The following is a 17,720-nucleotide window of genomic DNA, read 5'->3' as shown; positions in this document are numbered from 1 at the left end:
AAATGCAATTGAATTTAAGCATGAGGATAAAAGCAATGCGAGACAAAATACTCCTAATTATAGGCTGTTTTTTTCTTGGGATACCTGTTTTGGTCGCACAAACTACAGCGCACCCGAGAATTTACGTTACCGATCAAGAAAAGGAAGTTTTCGTAGAATCGATAGAGACCGTTCAATGGAAAAAGGAGCTGGTCGATAAAAAAAAGGAAAAACTTGAAAAGTATATTGAATTTTGGAAGAAGGATTCGGAATGGCTGGTCTCTCGATTGCAAATGAATTGGAAGACCAAACACAACAAAGTTTTTTTGAAAGGCGGCGATTTTTCACATTCGGAAGGTGAGGCCCCTGTGCCGACCGTACGATATTCGGGCACTCGTGATTGGGCGACTGACTATAAGCGGCCCAACCTAAAAGATGTTCAACCGTATTTGGATGACCCACGGGGGTTGTATTTAGAACATAAGAAAACCGGAAAGATGGAATGGGTACATCCATCAAAATCTGGATTTGCCATTGAGAATACCAACGAACAGATCATGGAGCTTGTGGCCGATGCGGCCTTTTTTTACTGGCTTACCGGGCAAGAAAAATATGCAGAGTTTGCCGCCCCTGTATTCTTTACCTATATGAATGGTATGTTTCATAGGGATGCCCCGATCGATTTAGAAAAATCAAACCAACAGAATATTTCCGGCCTAGCCACCTTTGAAGTAATTCACGAAGGAATAGTTGTACCCTTGGTAACCACCTATGATTTTTTATTCAACTATTTCAAAGCTAAAAATGCCGATTTGGATACTACCGTGGCCGTGTTTCAAAAATGGGGAGACCAGATTATCAAAAAAGGAATACCGGACAATAATTGGAACCTTTTTCAAGCAAGGTTTCTTACTTATATCGGCCTGGTTCTTGAAGGAAATAAAACGTACAAAAATGGTAAGGGACGTGAATATTTTCTAGACCATACGTTCAGTAAATCTACCGATAGGCAAATAGCCATTAAGGAAACGCTTTTGGTTTACGATCAAGAAAATGCGATATGGCCCGAGAGCGCTTCGTATTCGGTTCATGTTATCACCACATTATTGCGAATTTTTACGTTGTTGGATCATGCGACGAATAACAATGAATTCACCAATTTTCCTATTGTAGAAAAAGCAGCCTTGGCATCTTTTCAGTATTTGTTTCCTAGTGGATATACTGTTGGTTTTGGAGATTCACATCATAGACCGCTTCCGCCTGAAAATTTCGAACTGTTGGTAGCGAACTATAGAAAATACAAGCAGAATGATAAGGAAAAATTAATCTCTGGGTTTTTAGCGCAAATGGTCTCAGATGGTCTGTATGAACGAAAAGCCGATAATTTCTTCGAGTTGTTTTTCTACGTGGATGCCTTGAACGAAATCCAATCGTCGTCTAACAATATAAATACAGGGAACTTGATGTCACCAACGTTTTACGCGCCCAATGTCAGCATGCTCAATCAAAGAATGGGCACCGGCGAAAACGCTGTATTTGTATCGACGGTAGGGTCGTTCGGTAATCATGCCCATGCCAATGGAATTTCTTTGGAACTCTATGCGAACCACTATGTATTGGGTCCCGATATGGGGCGGGGGCCAAGTTATTGGCATCCTGACCATCGGCAGTTTTATTCGCGTTTTCCAGCCCATAATACGGTTGTCGTAGATGGCATCTCCGATTATTCGGCGATGCGAACATATCATCCTTTTAGATTGGAGAATGTGTATCCGAAATCTGGCGAAAGGCCATCTTTTGATAAGGTAACCTTTTCAAAAGTGTCGTTTTTAGAGCCAAAGACAATCTCTGACCAGCAGCGCTTTACCGCCATTGTAAAATCAAATGTTGACAAGTCCTATATCGTTGATGTTTTTAGATCTAAAAAACAACAGGAAACAAAGCAAAAACACGAATATATATATCATAATCTAGGCCAGGAGTTTGAGATTTTTGATTCAAATAACAAACCCTTAGACTTTGTTTCCACCGACGATTTATCCTCAAAACATGGAGATTTAAAAGGCTACGATTATTTCACCGATAAAATGAAGGCCGCAAATTCTGGGGATATTCAGGCCCTGTTTACGTTGCAAAGCGAAAATAAGCCCGAGAATTTGATGAAGCTATGGGTAAAGGGAAGTGAGAACCAGACCATTTATAAGGTCAATTCGCCAAAATCGAATGCCTTGAGTAAAGGAACGGCCCCGATTGAAATATTAGATAAGCCGACGCCTACTTTAATACTCAAGAGGGGAGAGGCTGCCTGGGAAAATCCTTTTGCCGTAGTTTTCAATCCCTATATGTCTGGGGGTGTAAATCCCATTGCGAATGTATCCTATTCTACCTTAGAAGAATTTCCGAATACACAACTTATCGATGTGCTGTTGAACGATAAAATAACGGAAGATAAAATGGTGCTCAATGTTTCCGAAAATGATATTACCGTTCGTGAGGGTTTCTACCAAAAAGGACTTTTTTCCTTAACCCGTCAACCAACAAAAGACTCGAAAATTGAGCTTATGTTTCTTTCGGGAATGGAAAAATTCGAATCCCATGGGTGGGATATCGTTTCATCGGGCGTACCGTTCACTTTTTCCTTGGAGACCAGACCCAATGGGTTCAAGGTTTCCAACGACAGGCCCCTGACCATAAATATGCCTTTGCCCAAGGGAATCGAACAAGCTGAGATTCAATTATACGAAGATGGTAAAATGGTGGCGCGCAGAATAGGAACAACGAACAGAAACAACCCCGATCAAGTGGTATTCAAGCTCGAAAAGGGCTACGATACAGTTCTTATTATTTTAAAGTCATAGAAAAGAGAGACAAAAGTAGAATCGATTTTAAATTTAGACAAAATGAAAATGAAAATAAAAAAGACCATAACACTGGCCACGTTGCTACTGTTAAACTTCAGTGTTGTTTTTTCGCAACAAACTTCCGATGTAAAAAAGCTTTCAGATGACGAACGTATGGCCTGGTGGCGCGATGCCAAATTCGGTATGTTCATTCATTGGGGGGCATATTCAATTATAGGTGGTGAACGTGGAGAACAAATAGCGGGTGGCGGAGCCGAATGGGCCATGGACAAGTTGGACTACACGATAGAGGAGTACGAAAAATTCCCTAATATGTTCAATCCAGAGCTTTTTGATGCAGATGCGTGGGTGACCATGGCTAAAAATGCGGGAATGAAATATATCGTAATCACTTCAAAACACCACGATGGATTTGCGCTTTGGGATTCCAAAGTATCCGACTATGATATCATGGATTCCTCGCCATTTAAGCGGGATATCATCAAAGAATTGGCGGAAGCATGCAAAAAACAGGGCATCATATTCTGTTTTTACCATTCCATCGTTGACTGGCACCATCCGCAGGCACAGGGCAATTTATTTCCCAACTATAATGCGGGGCAAAAAGACCAGACCGTGGTGAATCCAGAGTTCCCAAAATATTTTAAAAATTACCTAAAGCCACAGGTAGAAGAATTATTGACCGGTTATGGTGACGTAGGCGTAGTCTGGTTCGATGGGGACTGGATTGCCGATTATACGACCGAAATGGGTAAGGAATTTTATGATTTTATCCGTGACATACAGCCCAACACAATAGTAAACAATAGAGTTGATAAAGGCCGAATGGGAATGGAAGGAATGGACATGGAAGGGAATTTTGCAGGCGATTTTGGTACGCCCGAACAAGAAATTCCGGCTACAGGAATCGATTCAGACTGGGAAGCGTGTATGACTATGAACGGATCCTGGGGCTATAAACCATCTGACCATAAATGGAAAAGTAGTGAAGACCTTATTCAAAAATTAGTGGATATCGTTTCAAAAGGAGGTAATTTCTTATTGAACATCGGTCCTGATGGTTTTGGAAGATTTCCTGCAGAAAGTATTAGACGACTGAATGATATGGGGGCATGGACCAAAGCAAATGGGGAGGCGATTTACGGTGCTACGGCTAGCCCTTATGACAGGCCGGAATGGGGACGCTATACTAAAAAAGATGGTGTGCTTTACGCCCATGTTTTCGATTGGCCGGAAGATGGCAAATTGGTTCTTAATGGCGATATTAAACTTAAAGAGGCAAGTTTGTTGACCGACCCCAAGTCGAAGTTGACAACAGAATCAAGTGACCAAGGATTCACAATCAGCGTACCTAAATCAGCGCCTGATGCGTCAGTTTCTGTTGTAAAATTGACTTTAAATTAAAGGTTCAATTTAGATAAGTGTACGTGATGAAAGGTAATATAAAATATATCAAAATAGCAGTTCACTTATTGATATGTCTAGCGGGCTCTAGCGTTCAGGCACAAATTGAAGGTACTATACCGCTTCCTGAAAATCTTGAGCAGGGGTATCCCAGATTGTACATTACCCAATCAGGAAAAAAGGATTTAGAAAAAACCATAAAAAAAGAGCAATGGGCGCAAGACGTGTTGGCGGGAATCCACAATCGAATTGATGCACATGTAGAACGCCATGTTACAGACCCCGAATGGATGGTTTCTCGCCTGCAGATGTATTGGAAGACCAAAGCCACCAATATTTATGTTAACGGTGTTAATTATTCGCATGCCGATGGGGAAGCACCGGTTCCTACGGTTCGCTTTGTAGGTGCAAGAGACTATACAACACCGTACGGAACGCCAAAATTGGAAGATATTTTACCCTACATGGATGACCCACGTGGTCTGTATCTACCAAATCGAAGCAAAGAGGGGAATCCCTTTGAATGGGCTGAAATATCAAAAACAGGAAGGGTAATTTACTCCATTAATGAGCAAATAATCGAGTTGGCACGAGATGCGGCATTTGTCTATTGGCTGGAAAACGATGAACGGTACGCTAAGTTTGCCAATGCTATTATGCATACCTATTTGGAAGGCATGTCGTATAGAAGTGAACCTATCGATCTGTTAAACGGACACATTCAAACGCTTGTCGGGTTTACGAATTTTCAAGTAATACATGAAAATGTGCTTATTGATGTAGCCGAACTTTATGATTTTTTACATCAGTACATTGAAGCGAACCATGCTGAAAATATTCCGATGTATGACAAAACCATCAAGAGATGGACAGATCAGATCATTAAAAATGGAGTACCACAAAATAACTGGAACCTACATCAGGCAAAGATAATTTTAAAGGCCGCAATGGTCTTAAAGGATAATGAGTATTATGAAGATCAAAAAGGACGGAAATATTACATCGACTATATTTTGAATGTTACTTCGGCACGGCAATGGTCGTTAACGAAGTTTATGAATTTTGGGTATGACAAGAACAATGGTGTTTGGGCAGAGTGTCCGGGGTATTCTCTAGGCGTAACTAAAGATTTAACAACTTTTATTAAGGATTTCGACAATACTTTCGACCATAATATTTTACCCTACATGCCCGTAATGCAGAAGGCTGTAAAAATGTTGCCCCAGTATTTATTTCCCAATGGGCAAACAGTTGCTTTTGGTGATTCCAATTACGGGGGTATTGAAACAGAAGCTTTTGCAAATTTAATACGCGTTGCTCAGAAAAACGATGATGAAAACCTTGAAGAAGATTTTACAGGTTTGTATCGCCTATTTGCCAAGAATGAAAAAGCGGACAGAATAAGAAAACCAAAAGCCGACATAAGTTCATTTTTTGCAAGCAAACCTTTAGAGCTTGACCCAAAGTACAAAGAGGGCGATTTAAAAGATTACATCACCCAAGCTTTTTACGCGCCCAATGTGAGTTGGCATGTACAACGTATTGGAACTGGTAAAGATGGTATGATGGCATCCTTGAATGCGTCACTAGGAAACCATATGCATGCCAATGGCATCAACCTGGAGCTTTATGGCAAGGGTTTTGTTCAAGGCAGCGATCCTGGAAAAGGTGCTGGTTACCTACAACCGATATACTTGGAGTTTTATTCGCAGTTCCCGGCACACAATACGGTGATGGTCGATGGCGTGTCTTCTTATACCGAAATGTTCAGTAATCATGCGTTTGACTTGATGGGAGCATATCCTAAGTCAGAGAAAAAAGAGGGCTATTATTCGAATATTACGTATTCCGATGTTTACTTTTTAGAACCTGAAACCCGTAGTGACCAATCGAGATTGGTAAGTGCTGTGAAAACAGGGGAGGCCACCGGCTACTATATTGATGTTTTTCGTTCTAAAAAACAGCACAAAGGCGATAAGTTCCACGATTATTTCTATCATAATTTGGGTCAAAGTATGGAGGTTTTGGATGCTTCCGGGCAACCCTTAAAGCTGATGCCAACGGAAGAAATGGCTTTTGCGGGCGGATATTTATATGCTTTTGATTATCAATGGGATAAAAAATCGATTAAAACTAACGAAAATTATCAAGCCCAATGGAAAATAGATCGGCCAGATGAAGAAGAAGATGTGTTTATGAATCTTTGGATGATGGGCGCAGAAAACAGGGAAATATTTTCACTGAAGTCACCACCAAACAAAGCTTTTAAAGGAAACCATGGCCTACCTTATGACGTTGACGAAGCACCTTATCTAACCTTTGCGGCAAGACAGTATGGAGCAGCATGGGAGCATCCATTTGTAGCTGTTTTCGAGCCTTTCACTTCAGGTGAAGGAAAAAGTATTGAAATGATCACGAGTTTTGAAGATGAAAATGGAAGTACTGAATTCGTAGGCTTGAATATCAGGCATAAAACAGGTCGTGAAGATTTTGTTTTTTCTTCGGCCAATACTAAAAAGATCAACTATAAAGGGATGTCCACCGATGCCACCTATACGTTAATCGCCAATGAAAAGAATGGGGATGGGGTAATTTTTATGGGTAACGGAAAAGAAGTTACCGCCAAAGGATATACGATTTCGGCTTCTGAAGTCGGTAATGTCGTATTGGAGGTTAAAGAAGATGAATTGCTATTGCATAACGAAGTGCCCGTGACTATTAGCGACAATAATGCAGAAAATAAATTTAGTGCAGGGCCATTGCGCAAAATTGAAATAAATTAAAAAGAAAAATGAAAAAATTACGAGTACAGTTTCAGTCCATTATAGCGGCAGGCTTGGCAAGTTGTTTTATCATGCTAAGTTTGAGTGCGCACGCACAACAAAAATCAACGCTTGCTATTAGTGACGGTTCCAGTTTTGAATCGAAGGCCTATTTTCCAGAATTCAGTTGGGAAACGACGCCCATGTACTATCATTTTGGTGATATTGATAGGGTATTGACAACCGATGAGGCGAAATTTATAGCGAATAGAACAGATTTTGTCTGCATTGAAAAATCACATGCATACAATAAGCTTGGCGACCAAGTGATGGGCACAAAGTACGAAGTAGAAGCTTTTCATCAAATAAAGCCGGAAACCAAAGTACTATTCTATTATAATTCATATGTGGCGTGGCCCTTTCCTCGGTTCAATAAAGAATTTACACCAGAGGGCCTTGCCAAAAACAAAGAATTGGCCGAATTTTTGGCCATTGACCCTAAGACCGGAAAACTTCTGGAAAAAACGAACGGATCGGCATTTTCATACTATTTCGATGCTTTAAATCCAGAATTTCGTAAGTGGTGGGTGGCATCGGCAGTTGAAGGGCTTAAAATTTCAGGGGCTGATGGCATTTTTGTCGATCGCATGAATGTAGACGAAAATGCAGATTATCACGTAGATGATTTAAACGAACTGGCAAAAGCCAAAGGTGAAATGATGGCGGCATTAAAAGCACAAATAGGGCCAGATAAAATTTTGGTCGGCAACAATGGGGCCCGTACTAAAGAAGTTTTCCCGGTCTGCGATGCATTTATGTTCGAGCATTATAATGCAACCGTAACCAATAAAGAAAATCTACTCAAAGAATGGGAAGATATGGTCCGTGTTGCCAAAGCCGGAAAAATTTCGATCTATCGTTTCGGGGCCAAAGGAAAGGGAAAAAGCGATATTACCATAGGAGCCACAAAAACAGATGGGATCGAACAACGATCCATGGATCAATTGGAATACTACCATGCCTGTTACCTTATTGGCGCACAGCCTTATTCATATTTTCAATGGAATTGGGGTTGGAACTTAAAGGATGGCAACCTAGTAGATTATCCTGCTTTACAAAAACCACTCGGGCGCCCCAAAGGAGCCTTTAAACGTGAAAAACCGGATGGATGGATATTTACACGTGAATTTGAGCATGCCAATGTTTGGGTGAATACCGAGACTAAAAGGGCTAAAATTACGTGGCATTGAGAAACCATATCGGGCATTTTACCAGTTTAATTCTATTCAATAAATAATACATATAAAATTTTAATTATTACTTTCCGAGAATGATTCCATCAATAGAGATGATACATTCACAATTAACCAAACATGAACATAACCATGACCTACCTTAAAAACCTATTCCCGATTTTGGCCGTCGCTCTACTGTCATGCTGCCAAGAAAAAGAATACTCGGAAAAAATATATAAAAAACCAGAGATTGTAAAAGAGGCAGTCTCCGATTTTCTTTCCCCCGAAGAAAGTATGAAGACCTTTTATTTACCAGAAGGATACGAGGTAGAACTGGTAGCCAGTGAACCTATGATAGATGAACCGGTTACCATAGCATGGGATGGAAATGGACGCATGTTCGTTGCCGAAATGAATACCTATATGCAAGATGTAGATGGTTCGGGTACAAATAAATCGGTAAGTAAGATAAAATTACTCGAAGATACCAATGGCGACGGAAAAATGGATAAAAGTTCTGTCTTTATAGATAGTCTTATGCTGCCCAGGATGATTTTACCATTAGAAAACGAACTTATTGTTAATGAAACCTATTCCTACGATTTATGGAGTTATAAAGACACAGATAATGATGGGGTGGCCGATAAAAAAGAACGGGTATATTACAATCCTAATCGTCGTGGAGGAAACTTGGAACACCAACAAAGCGGGTTGTTGTGGAATTTAGACAATTGGGTTTATACAACCTATAATCCTTATCGATTTAAATTTACCAAAGGAAAAGTAGAAGTAGACACCCTAGACAATATGGCCAGTGGTCAATGGGGGTTAACCCAAGATGACATGGGCACCATGTATTATTCTTCCGCTGGCAGCGAAAATCCTGCATATGGCTTTCAACAACCTGCGGCTTATGGAGATTACAATCCCCCGGGAAGATTGGCTAAAGAATTTGTCCAGCCATGGCCAATTGTGGGCACTCCTGATGTACAAGGGGGACTAAAAAAATTACGTGAAGATAACACCCTCAATCATTTTACGGGTGTGGCAGGTCAGGAGATATTCAGAGGTCATAAATTACCACCTTCGACCTATGGTGACTTATTTATTCCCGAACCTGTCGGACGACTCATTCGCCGTGCAAAAGTAAAAATAGAAGAGGGTAAAAAAGTGCTTTACAATGCGTATGATGAAGCTGAATTCATGGCTTCAACTGATCTTAATTTTAGACCGATACAAGCCAAAACGGGTCCTGATGGAGCCCTATACATCGTAGATATGTATCGCGGCATTATTCAAGAAAGCAACTGGACAAAAAAAGGAAGTTTCCTTCGCCCTGTAATTGTTCGTAAAGGATTAGACAAAAATATAGGAAAAGGTAGAATTTATAGAATTGTACATAAAGATATTAAGCCTGATAAAAAACCTGAACTTTTAGGAAAAGATGCATCGGAATTGCTACCGTTTTTAGGGCATCCTAATGGTTGGTATCGCAATACCGCTCAGAAACTTATTATTTTAAAAGCTGATAAATCGGTTGTTCCAGAATTAACGGAGATGGCTAAAGACAATACATCTGTTTTTGATGGTATGTTCAAAAGCGATAAAGATTTTGGAATAGAGCGGGTTCATGCTCTATGGACTCTAGAGGGCTTGGGTATTGTTGACGCAGCATTGATAGTTGCTAAACTTAAGGATGAAGATCCGAGAGTCAGGGTAACCGCAATTCGTTTGAGTGAAAACTTTTTCAGTTCCGACGATTCAAACATATTGACCGATTTAGAAAAATTGATCGATGACCCTATCTTAGAAGTCGTAAACCAACTCGCATTAAGTTTGAGGTTTAGTAAAGACCAAAAAGCTACGGATCTTTTGCATCTCATCTTTGAAAAATACAGTCAAAATGAAATTGTATCCCATTCCGTAGTGGAGAGTCTTAAAAAAGACGATTCAGAACTGGCCAAGCTAAAAGAAAGAATAGCGAATAGAGGTCAGAGGGATAAGAAGAGCGTGCTTGGAGGATATGACTCCTACAAGCAATTATGTATCACCTGCCATGGTTCAGATTTAAAAGGCCTGCCTACAGAAGATGGAAATCTGATTGCTCCCACTTTAATCGGTAGCCCACGGGTTAAAGGTGATAAAGGTACACTTGGTAAAATATTGCTAAACGGACTTATTGGACCGGTAGAAGGAAAAGATTACGGTATAATGATGCCTCTAAAGAGTAACAGTGATCAATGGATTGCTGATGTAATGAGTTATATTAGGGCAATGAATGATGAAGATGGTGTTCATAGAAATGTGGTACGTGATGCACGGAATGAATCTGCGGAAAGAGATGATTACTGGACTTTGGAAGAATTAGAAAAAGAAGAGCTTAAATGATACAAAGGGCAGAATTTTTATGGAAAATCGGTTTCGTAATGAAGAAAATTTGTAGTAATCTTTTCTAAAATTAGTGCTCAAAAATTTAATGTGATACACAGGATATAACGTATTACAAACATTTAATTTAAACGTATGAATAATAAAACCTTATTGATTGTAATGCTTTTGTTCGTTTCGGCGGTAGTATCAGGGCAGGAGGAAAGCGAACGTATCAATGATACCCTAACGGTGAAAAAGAACATGGTGTATTTTGATTCTTTCGAAGTCGGACTCCAAAATTGGGAGGTAGAGCAGATGCCCGGAGGATTGGTGGAATCGAATAACGGAAAAATGGAAATTACCGATGTTTCGGGGTGTACCATTTGGCTGAAAAAAAAGTTGAAAGGCCCCATTATGATTACCTATGATGCCTATGTAATCGATAATGAAGGTCCTCAAGATCGGGTATCGGATCTAAACTGCTTTTGGATGGCCCAAGATATGGAGTATCCTGATAATCTTTTTGCAAACTCGAGCGAACGGGGTGGCAAATTTTCAAATTACGATAGCCTCCGCCTTTATTATATGGGGGTTGGCGCGCATGATAATTCCAAAACACGTTTCCGAAGATATACAGGCGATGGCAATAGACCCTTGTTGCCCGAACATGATCTTTCAGCCCAAAAATATCTGATAGAACCGAATACGACCACACAAATCAAGATCGTTGCTTTCGACGGCATTATTCAGTATTACCGTGATGGGGATCTCATCATCGATTTTTATGATCCGAATCCTTATAAATCAGGACATTTTGGCTTCAGAACGGTAAACAACCATATGACTGTAGATAATTTTAAAGTATTTGAATTAGTATCAGAATAGAAAAGTAGTATGAACAGTAGTCTGAAAATCTTTGTATTACCGATATTTTTTTTGAGTTTGATTTTCTCCTGTAAAAATGGGGAAGATAAAGTCACAAAGAAAAAAAGCCCTAATTTTTTGTTCGTATTGGTCGATGACCAATCGCCTTTTGATTTGCAAGCCTATGATCCGGAATCCATACTGGAAACTCCTAACATTTCAAGTTTGGCCAATGAGGGCATGGTTTTCGAAAGTGCGCGGCATATGGGGTCTTGGTTGGGGGCCGTTTGTACCCCGTCACGGCACATGATTATGAGCGGGCGCACCCTTTGGCATCTGCCTTCTAGAGGTAATTTTAAAAACCCCGACGAACCCGATGGTTTAGAACAGCAAACCATGGGAGCCGTTTTCAACCGGGCGGGGTATGCAACTATGCGAACATGTAAAAAAGGCAATTCTTACCCGGCCGCAAATGAGCAATTCACGGTAGTACACGATGCAACCAAGAGGGGTGGCACAGAAGAAAGTGGCAGTGCTTGGCACGCCAAACAAGTAATGAGTTACTTGAATGATAGGGAAAGTGCCGCAGCCACAGATCCTTTTTTGATTTACTTTGGTTTTTCGCATCCGCACGATACTCGCGATGGTACTCCTGAACTTTTGGAAAAATATGGGGCTGTCAATCATACCGATACCCTTACCCTTCCTCCGGCTAATGCCAAGCAGCCTCCATTACAAGAAAATTACTTACAGGCCCATCCTTTTTTTCATGGCCACCCGAAACTTAGGGACGAAGAACGGGTAAGTGGCGTATGGAAAAATCGGGATGAACAAACCGTTCGCAACGAATTGGGGCGTGAATATGCTTGCTCAGAGAATATCGATATTCAATTGGGCAAGGTGCTAAAAAAATTGGAGGAAATGGGTGAGCTGGACAATACCTATATAATCTATACTTCAGATCATGGAATGTCGGTTGGGCGACACGGTTTAATGGGGAAACAAAACCTATACGAACATACATGGCGTGTACCTTTTATCGTAAAAGGGCCAGGAATAACGGCTGGGAAAAGAGTTAAGGGTAATATCTATTTGCTCGATGTTTTACCGACACTTTGTGATTTGGCGGGAATAGCGATTCCTGAATCTGTTGAGGGTACAAGCTTTAAACCCATTTTGAACGGGGAAAAGGAAACTGTCAGGGAAGTGATGTATGGCGTTTATTCAGGAGGTACAAAACCCGGAATGCGAACGGTGAAAAAAGGCGATTGGAAATTGATAAAATATGACATGATGGACGGATCGGTACGTGAAACACAACTTTTCAATTTAGCCGAAAACCCACATGAGTATCTAAAAGAGCATCAGAAAGAGGGCGAAATGCAAACTAATCTTGCCGAAAATCCAAAATATGCTAAAAAATTAGCCGAAATGGAGCAACTGCTTTTAGAACAGATGAAACTACACGACGATCCATACCGACTTTGGAACCAAACAAAATAGAAGTTCAAAATGAAATTTATACATAAATCGATATATACGGACAGGGCTAAAATTTGCTTATTCCTTGTACTGCTATGTTCAATACAAGTATTTGGGGCGCAAGATATTTTCGTGTCCGAAAAGGGCAATGACCAAAATATTGGTACGAAAATGGCACCCTTTGCCACTTTCGGTCGTGCGGTTGAGGAGCTTCACAAATTTGCAGGCAAAGAACCCGTAACCCTTTGGTTCGCTACTGGTACCTATTACTTGGAGAAGACCATCGTTTTAGGTCCTGAATTATCAGGTACTGCAGAAAATCCCGTTGTTTTTTCAAGTGAACCGGGTGCTGAGGTGATTATTAAGGGGTCACGCCCCATGAAAGGATTACAATGGCAACCGTACAAAGATGGAATTTACGTGGCCAAGCTTCCGTCAGCTATCGCTTTTGACCAGCTTTTTGTAAACGGTCACCGTCAAGTGCGTTCCCGCTTTCCCGATTTTGATTATGAAAACCCGTTGCGAGATGGAAAAGGTTATTTGCAAGTGGCAGACGGTACCGATCGTAGGTATGATGAATGGATTACCCTAAAGCCTGAAGACTTTAACAACAAAAACTGGAAAAACCCCAGTACGGGAATCGTTCATGCTTTTCAAAGCCACAATTGGGGCAATATGCAGTACCGCATAAAAAGTGTCGAAGCAAGTGAAAATAAAATATTTTTAGATGAAGGAGGGTGGCAATTACAGCGGGCATTTGGTATTGGCGGAAAGGGGAAAAACGCTTCTTGGTTTTTTATTGAGAATATTTTTGAGGAATTAACGGTACCTGGGGAGTGGTTTTTTGATAAAGAAGAGCAACTACTTTATTATTATCCGGAAGAAGGTATTGATTTAAAGAATGCCGTGTTCGAAGTTCCTGTGCTTAAAGATTTGATCCAGATCAAAGGGGACAGTAAAAAACCGGTAAGCCATATCACGATTACGGGACTCGATTTTTCCCAAAGCAACACCACGTTTATGGAGGCTTACGAACCGCTCGCCCGAGGAGACTGGGCTATACATCGTGGCGGGGCCATTTTTTTGGAAAGAGCTGAAAATTGTACCATTACCGATTGTAATTTTGAATACCTGGGCGGCAACGGGGTTTTTATGAGCGGCTATAATCGCAATAATACGGTTAGCAATTGTCGATTTTTTCATGTTGGGGAAAGCACGGTATGTTTGGTGGGTTCTCCCGATGCCGTACGTTTTTATCAAACCTGGGACGATAAGGAAATCCATGGAAAGGATTGGAGTGAAATGAGAAAGGAAATGGATTTGGAGCCGGGTCCTAAATCGCCAGACTATCCCAAAAATTGTTTAGTAGAAAATAATATTATGCACGATTTTGGCGATTACGGCAAACAAGTGGCCGGGGTCTATATTTCCATGAGTCATAAAATAACCGCCGCGCATAATACCATTTATAATTGTCCGAGAGCAGGTATTTGTATCAATGATGGTACCTGGGGTGGTCATATTATTGAGCACAACGATATATGGGAAACGGTACGTGAAACAGGTGAGCACGGTCCGTTTAATTCTTGGGGCAGAGAGCGCCAATGGTTGGCTTCAGGGGGGAGTGCAGACACTGATTTTATAAAGGAATATGTAAAGTTGGATGCCATTGATCCCGTTATCGTTAGAAACAACCGGATCGCCAATTATAGAAAATCGATAAGTGCCGGAAATTGGACAATCGATTTGGACGATGGCTCTAGTTTTTTTGAGATATACAATAACCTCAATCTAGGATCTACTATAAAATTACGGGATGGTATGTTCCGTAAGGTGTTCAATAATATCAGTGTGAGTGCCGTTCCCCTTGGTTGGCATGTTTGGCCAAGGGCTTCGGAAGATGAGGTCTATAAGAATATTTTTGTTATTTCAGGAAGCGTGCCAGGTAAAGATGCACCAACGGATATTTTTATACGTCCCATACGAATGCTTGATAATGCCAAGTGGAGTAACCACTATGACCATAATCTTTATTGGAATGTGAATTTTCCGGAAACACAACAGATTACAACAGAAACGAATTTCGAGCAATGGAAAGCCGAAGGTTATGATCAAAACGCCAAAATTGCACAACCCCTATTCGTAGACCCGGAAAATGGCGATTATTCGGTAGCCGCGAACTCTCCCGCATTGCAATTGGGATTTAAAAATTTCCCGATGGATGAATTCGGCCATCAAATGACTAGGGCAGTTCCTTTTGGTGGTGAGTTTGAAGAAGAAATATCCGTTACGCTTATTGCCGATACAAGAATTGGTGGATCGGGAAGTACCCGTTACACGACAGATGGGTCCGAACCCACGCTAGCATCCCCCGTATATGTGCAACCTTTCAAATTTGACAGATCTACCCACTTGAAATTTCGTTCTTTCAATGAAAAGGGTCATGCCGTTGGGTTCGTAATTTCAACAGATTATAAGAAAGTCGACAAGCTAGTGCACCCCAGTTGGTTGGGTACGTTGCTTTCTGGTAGCTACTCGGGTTCAAAAGCAAGGGAAGAACATAAAATCGTGAGTTCTGTTGAAATTAAAGGTGCTACCCTTATCAACATAGCCGATGATCCAGATTTAATAGATGCATCTGGGGGATATAACTCTGGATGCTTTATAAAATCTATTGATACGGAATTGGGTAAAAGTTGGATAAAATCGGGATTGGAAAGCGGTTGGGTCATTCAGGCAGTGAATGGTAAAAATATTGATAATTCTAATGAACTAAAGAAGGTATTAGAAAAAATTAGTGGTAAAATAATAGAACTGCGAGCCGTACGAAATTACAACGAGAAGATTTTTAAATTAATGGTCGACTGATTATACAGGGAATTTTTTAATAATGGCAAGACCGGTAAGTGGTTGGCAAGAAAGGGCCAAAGTGTAACCAAAGCTACACTTATAACATTGCCTTTTTAAGTTAAATAAATTTCAGGAATCCATCCAAAGCGACATAGAGCATATAGCAATTAAAAATGAGTGTAGCACCTAGTGCAAAGTTCATTCCTGGTTTTATTTTGTGTTCTTTCATAATAGTTTCCCTATTAAGCAAAATCAATAAAAAGAGAGTAATTAAAGGCATTATAAAAGGACTTAGGGCTTGGGAGGCAATTAATATCCAAACGGGTTTACCGCCGACAAGGGGTACTATTAGCCCTGATAGGGCCACTAAGATTACAATTAGTTTATATAGCGGTCTTTTCATGTTGCGTTTCGTTTGGGTATAGTCAGAAATTAACCAAGGAAATAATAAAAGATTTGGAAAAATAGAAGATAAACCTGCCGCTATGATACCCAATGTAAATAGGGTAAGCGCAAAATCTCCTGCCCATGGCCCCAAGGCGTGCATCATATCGGTGGCGTCTTCTACCTGCACATTTTTGAAATAAAGTGTGCCTGTTGCACTGATCATAATAGCTAGGCTTATAAAAAATGTCATGACCATGGAAGACATGGCATCTTTATTCTCGGCTTTTAAATCTTTCATCCCCCATCCTTCTTCCTGTACTAAAATACTTCTTGATGCCAAACATACTCCGGCCATAGTTGTACCCACGATTCCTGCAATGACAAGTCCTGTGCTTTGCCCTCCTTCCAATTTAGGGAAGAATTCAAGAATACCTGTACTAGCTTCTTGAACTACCATGATACTGGTGATAATGAATGCAAAGGCCATAAAAGCAACCATAATGCTCATTATTCTAATGAAATTTTCATGCTTTCCTGTCCAAAAAAGGCCTATTAATAAAACAATAAGTAAACTAGCGATGACAGGGCCATTTAAAAAAGAAATAGATGTATTTACAGAAATCCATTCCATAGTGACTTCGGCTACCACGCCCATAACCCCGATACATGAGGAAACGATGGAAACAAGAAGTGCGGTAATTATAAAAATGGTCAATGGTCTGCCAAAAGCAATTTTAAAATTATACATCAGGGTGTTTCCAGAAACAATGGTCAATTTGCTAATGGCTATTAGGAGGAAATAAGTAAAGAAACAAGAGAGTAAAAGCGCCCAAGAAAGACTCAAGCCGTAATTGGCTCCGGAAATTACCATAGAAGTTACACTTCCCGTACCCACAACATAGCCGATGATAAAAAATGCCGGCCCGAAATTTTTCAGTCCTCCTTTAACTTTTTGTAAAACAGATGTACTACTAGATTCCATGATTGTTTTTTTACTTTTAAAGGGATGTCAATGATTTAAAAAAAAATATGGTGCTAAACATTTGTTTAGTACCATATTTCAAACTTTTGTTGTTTTTCCACCAAATGTTTTTCAGGAGTTAATAATCGTATTTAGTACATAATAATTATTCTTTTCATACCAATGTCAGGTTAGCTGCCCCATACTAATAGAATCTCCGATTTCGATCAAGATACTACTTTTTTCTTTGTATTTCAGGACTTAAAATGGCTGTATGTTACCTTTGTCGATAAATTATTTTTGATTCTTCAATTCAATACATAGCGGTTGATTTGTCACCCGCCCTTAGATGATGTAACATGGGCCTTGAACGTTAGGATACATAATCCACACCAATTCCAGCTTGAACAAATACTATCAAGTCCCTTGGTCTATAAACGGTAAGCACTGGTCTTAGGTAAATCAGAACGACTAATTTCGTAATGTCGAGATTCTCTCTAAAGTATTCTTAACGATATTTTTTAAAGCATCGAAGTCTTGATTTGCGAGGATTTCCTTGCTGATG

The 17,720-nt window shown here is 40.3% G+C and carries 9 protein-coding genes; 8 read left to right on the top strand and 1 reads right to left on the bottom strand.

Annotated features, from left to right (window positions below):
* Positions 1-2 precede the first annotated feature (2 nt).
* From AACZ88_RS23270 to AACZ88_RS23235, 8 genes are all read left to right on the top strand, one after another.
* Positions 3-2,837: a heparinase II/III family protein gene (locus AACZ88_RS23270; protein ID WP_339716008.1), complete on the top strand. Its 2,835-nt coding sequence runs from the start codon at positions 3-5 to the stop codon at positions 2,835-2,837.
* Positions 2,838-2,879: 42 nt separating this feature from the next.
* Positions 2,880-4,244, top strand: coding sequence for an alpha-L-fucosidase (locus AACZ88_RS23265; RefSeq protein WP_339716005.1), 1,365 nt, complete (start codon positions 2,880-2,882; stop codon positions 4,242-4,244).
* 26 nt (positions 4,245-4,270) lie between these two features.
* The gene (locus tag AACZ88_RS23260) at positions 4,271-7,027 is read left to right on the top strand and encodes a six-hairpin glycosidase (protein WP_339716002.1); all 2,757 of its coding nucleotides are present in this window, start codon (positions 4,271-4,273) and stop codon (positions 7,025-7,027) included.
* 8 nt (positions 7,028-7,035) lie between these two features.
* Positions 7,036-8,256 (top strand): putative glycoside hydrolase, encoded by a 1,221-nt coding sequence (locus AACZ88_RS23255; RefSeq protein ID WP_339715999.1) that lies wholly within the window; start codon positions 7,036-7,038, stop codon positions 8,254-8,256.
* Between the two features lie 135 nt (positions 8,257-8,391).
* Positions 8,392-10,629, top strand: a complete 2,238-nt coding sequence (locus tag AACZ88_RS23250) for a cytochrome C (RefSeq protein ID WP_339715996.1) — start codon at positions 8,392-8,394, stop codon at positions 10,627-10,629.
* A gap of 135 nt (positions 10,630-10,764) precedes the next feature.
* Complete coding sequence (locus AACZ88_RS23245) at positions 10,765-11,496, top strand: DUF6250 domain-containing protein (RefSeq protein ID WP_339715993.1); 732 nt, start codon at positions 10,765-10,767, stop codon at positions 11,494-11,496.
* Between the two features lie 9 nt (positions 11,497-11,505).
* The gene (locus AACZ88_RS23240) at positions 11,506-12,978 is read left to right on the top strand and encodes a sulfatase-like hydrolase/transferase (RefSeq protein WP_339715990.1); all 1,473 of its coding nucleotides are present in this window, start codon (positions 11,506-11,508) and stop codon (positions 12,976-12,978) included.
* Positions 12,979-12,987: 9 nt separating this feature from the next.
* On the top strand, positions 12,988-15,825 hold the full coding sequence (locus tag AACZ88_RS23235) for a right-handed parallel beta-helix repeat-containing protein (protein ID WP_339715987.1): 2,838 nt from the start codon (positions 12,988-12,990) through the stop codon (positions 15,823-15,825).
* A gap of 100 nt (positions 15,826-15,925) precedes the next feature.
* On the opposite strand, the gene AACZ88_RS23230 is transcribed toward AACZ88_RS23235, so the two are convergent.
* Complete coding sequence (locus AACZ88_RS23230) at positions 15,926-17,176, bottom strand: divalent metal cation transporter (RefSeq protein WP_339715985.1); 1,251 nt, start codon at positions 17,174-17,176, stop codon at positions 15,926-15,928.
* Positions 17,177-17,720 lie beyond the last annotated feature (544 nt).

This window comes from uncultured Kriegella sp. (genome assembly GCF_963975415.1).
Classification (GTDB): domain Bacteria; phylum Bacteroidota; class Bacteroidia; order Flavobacteriales; family Flavobacteriaceae; genus Kriegella.
Note: the sequence above shows the minus strand (reverse complement) of the source record. Positions and strands in the feature narration are given on the sequence as shown.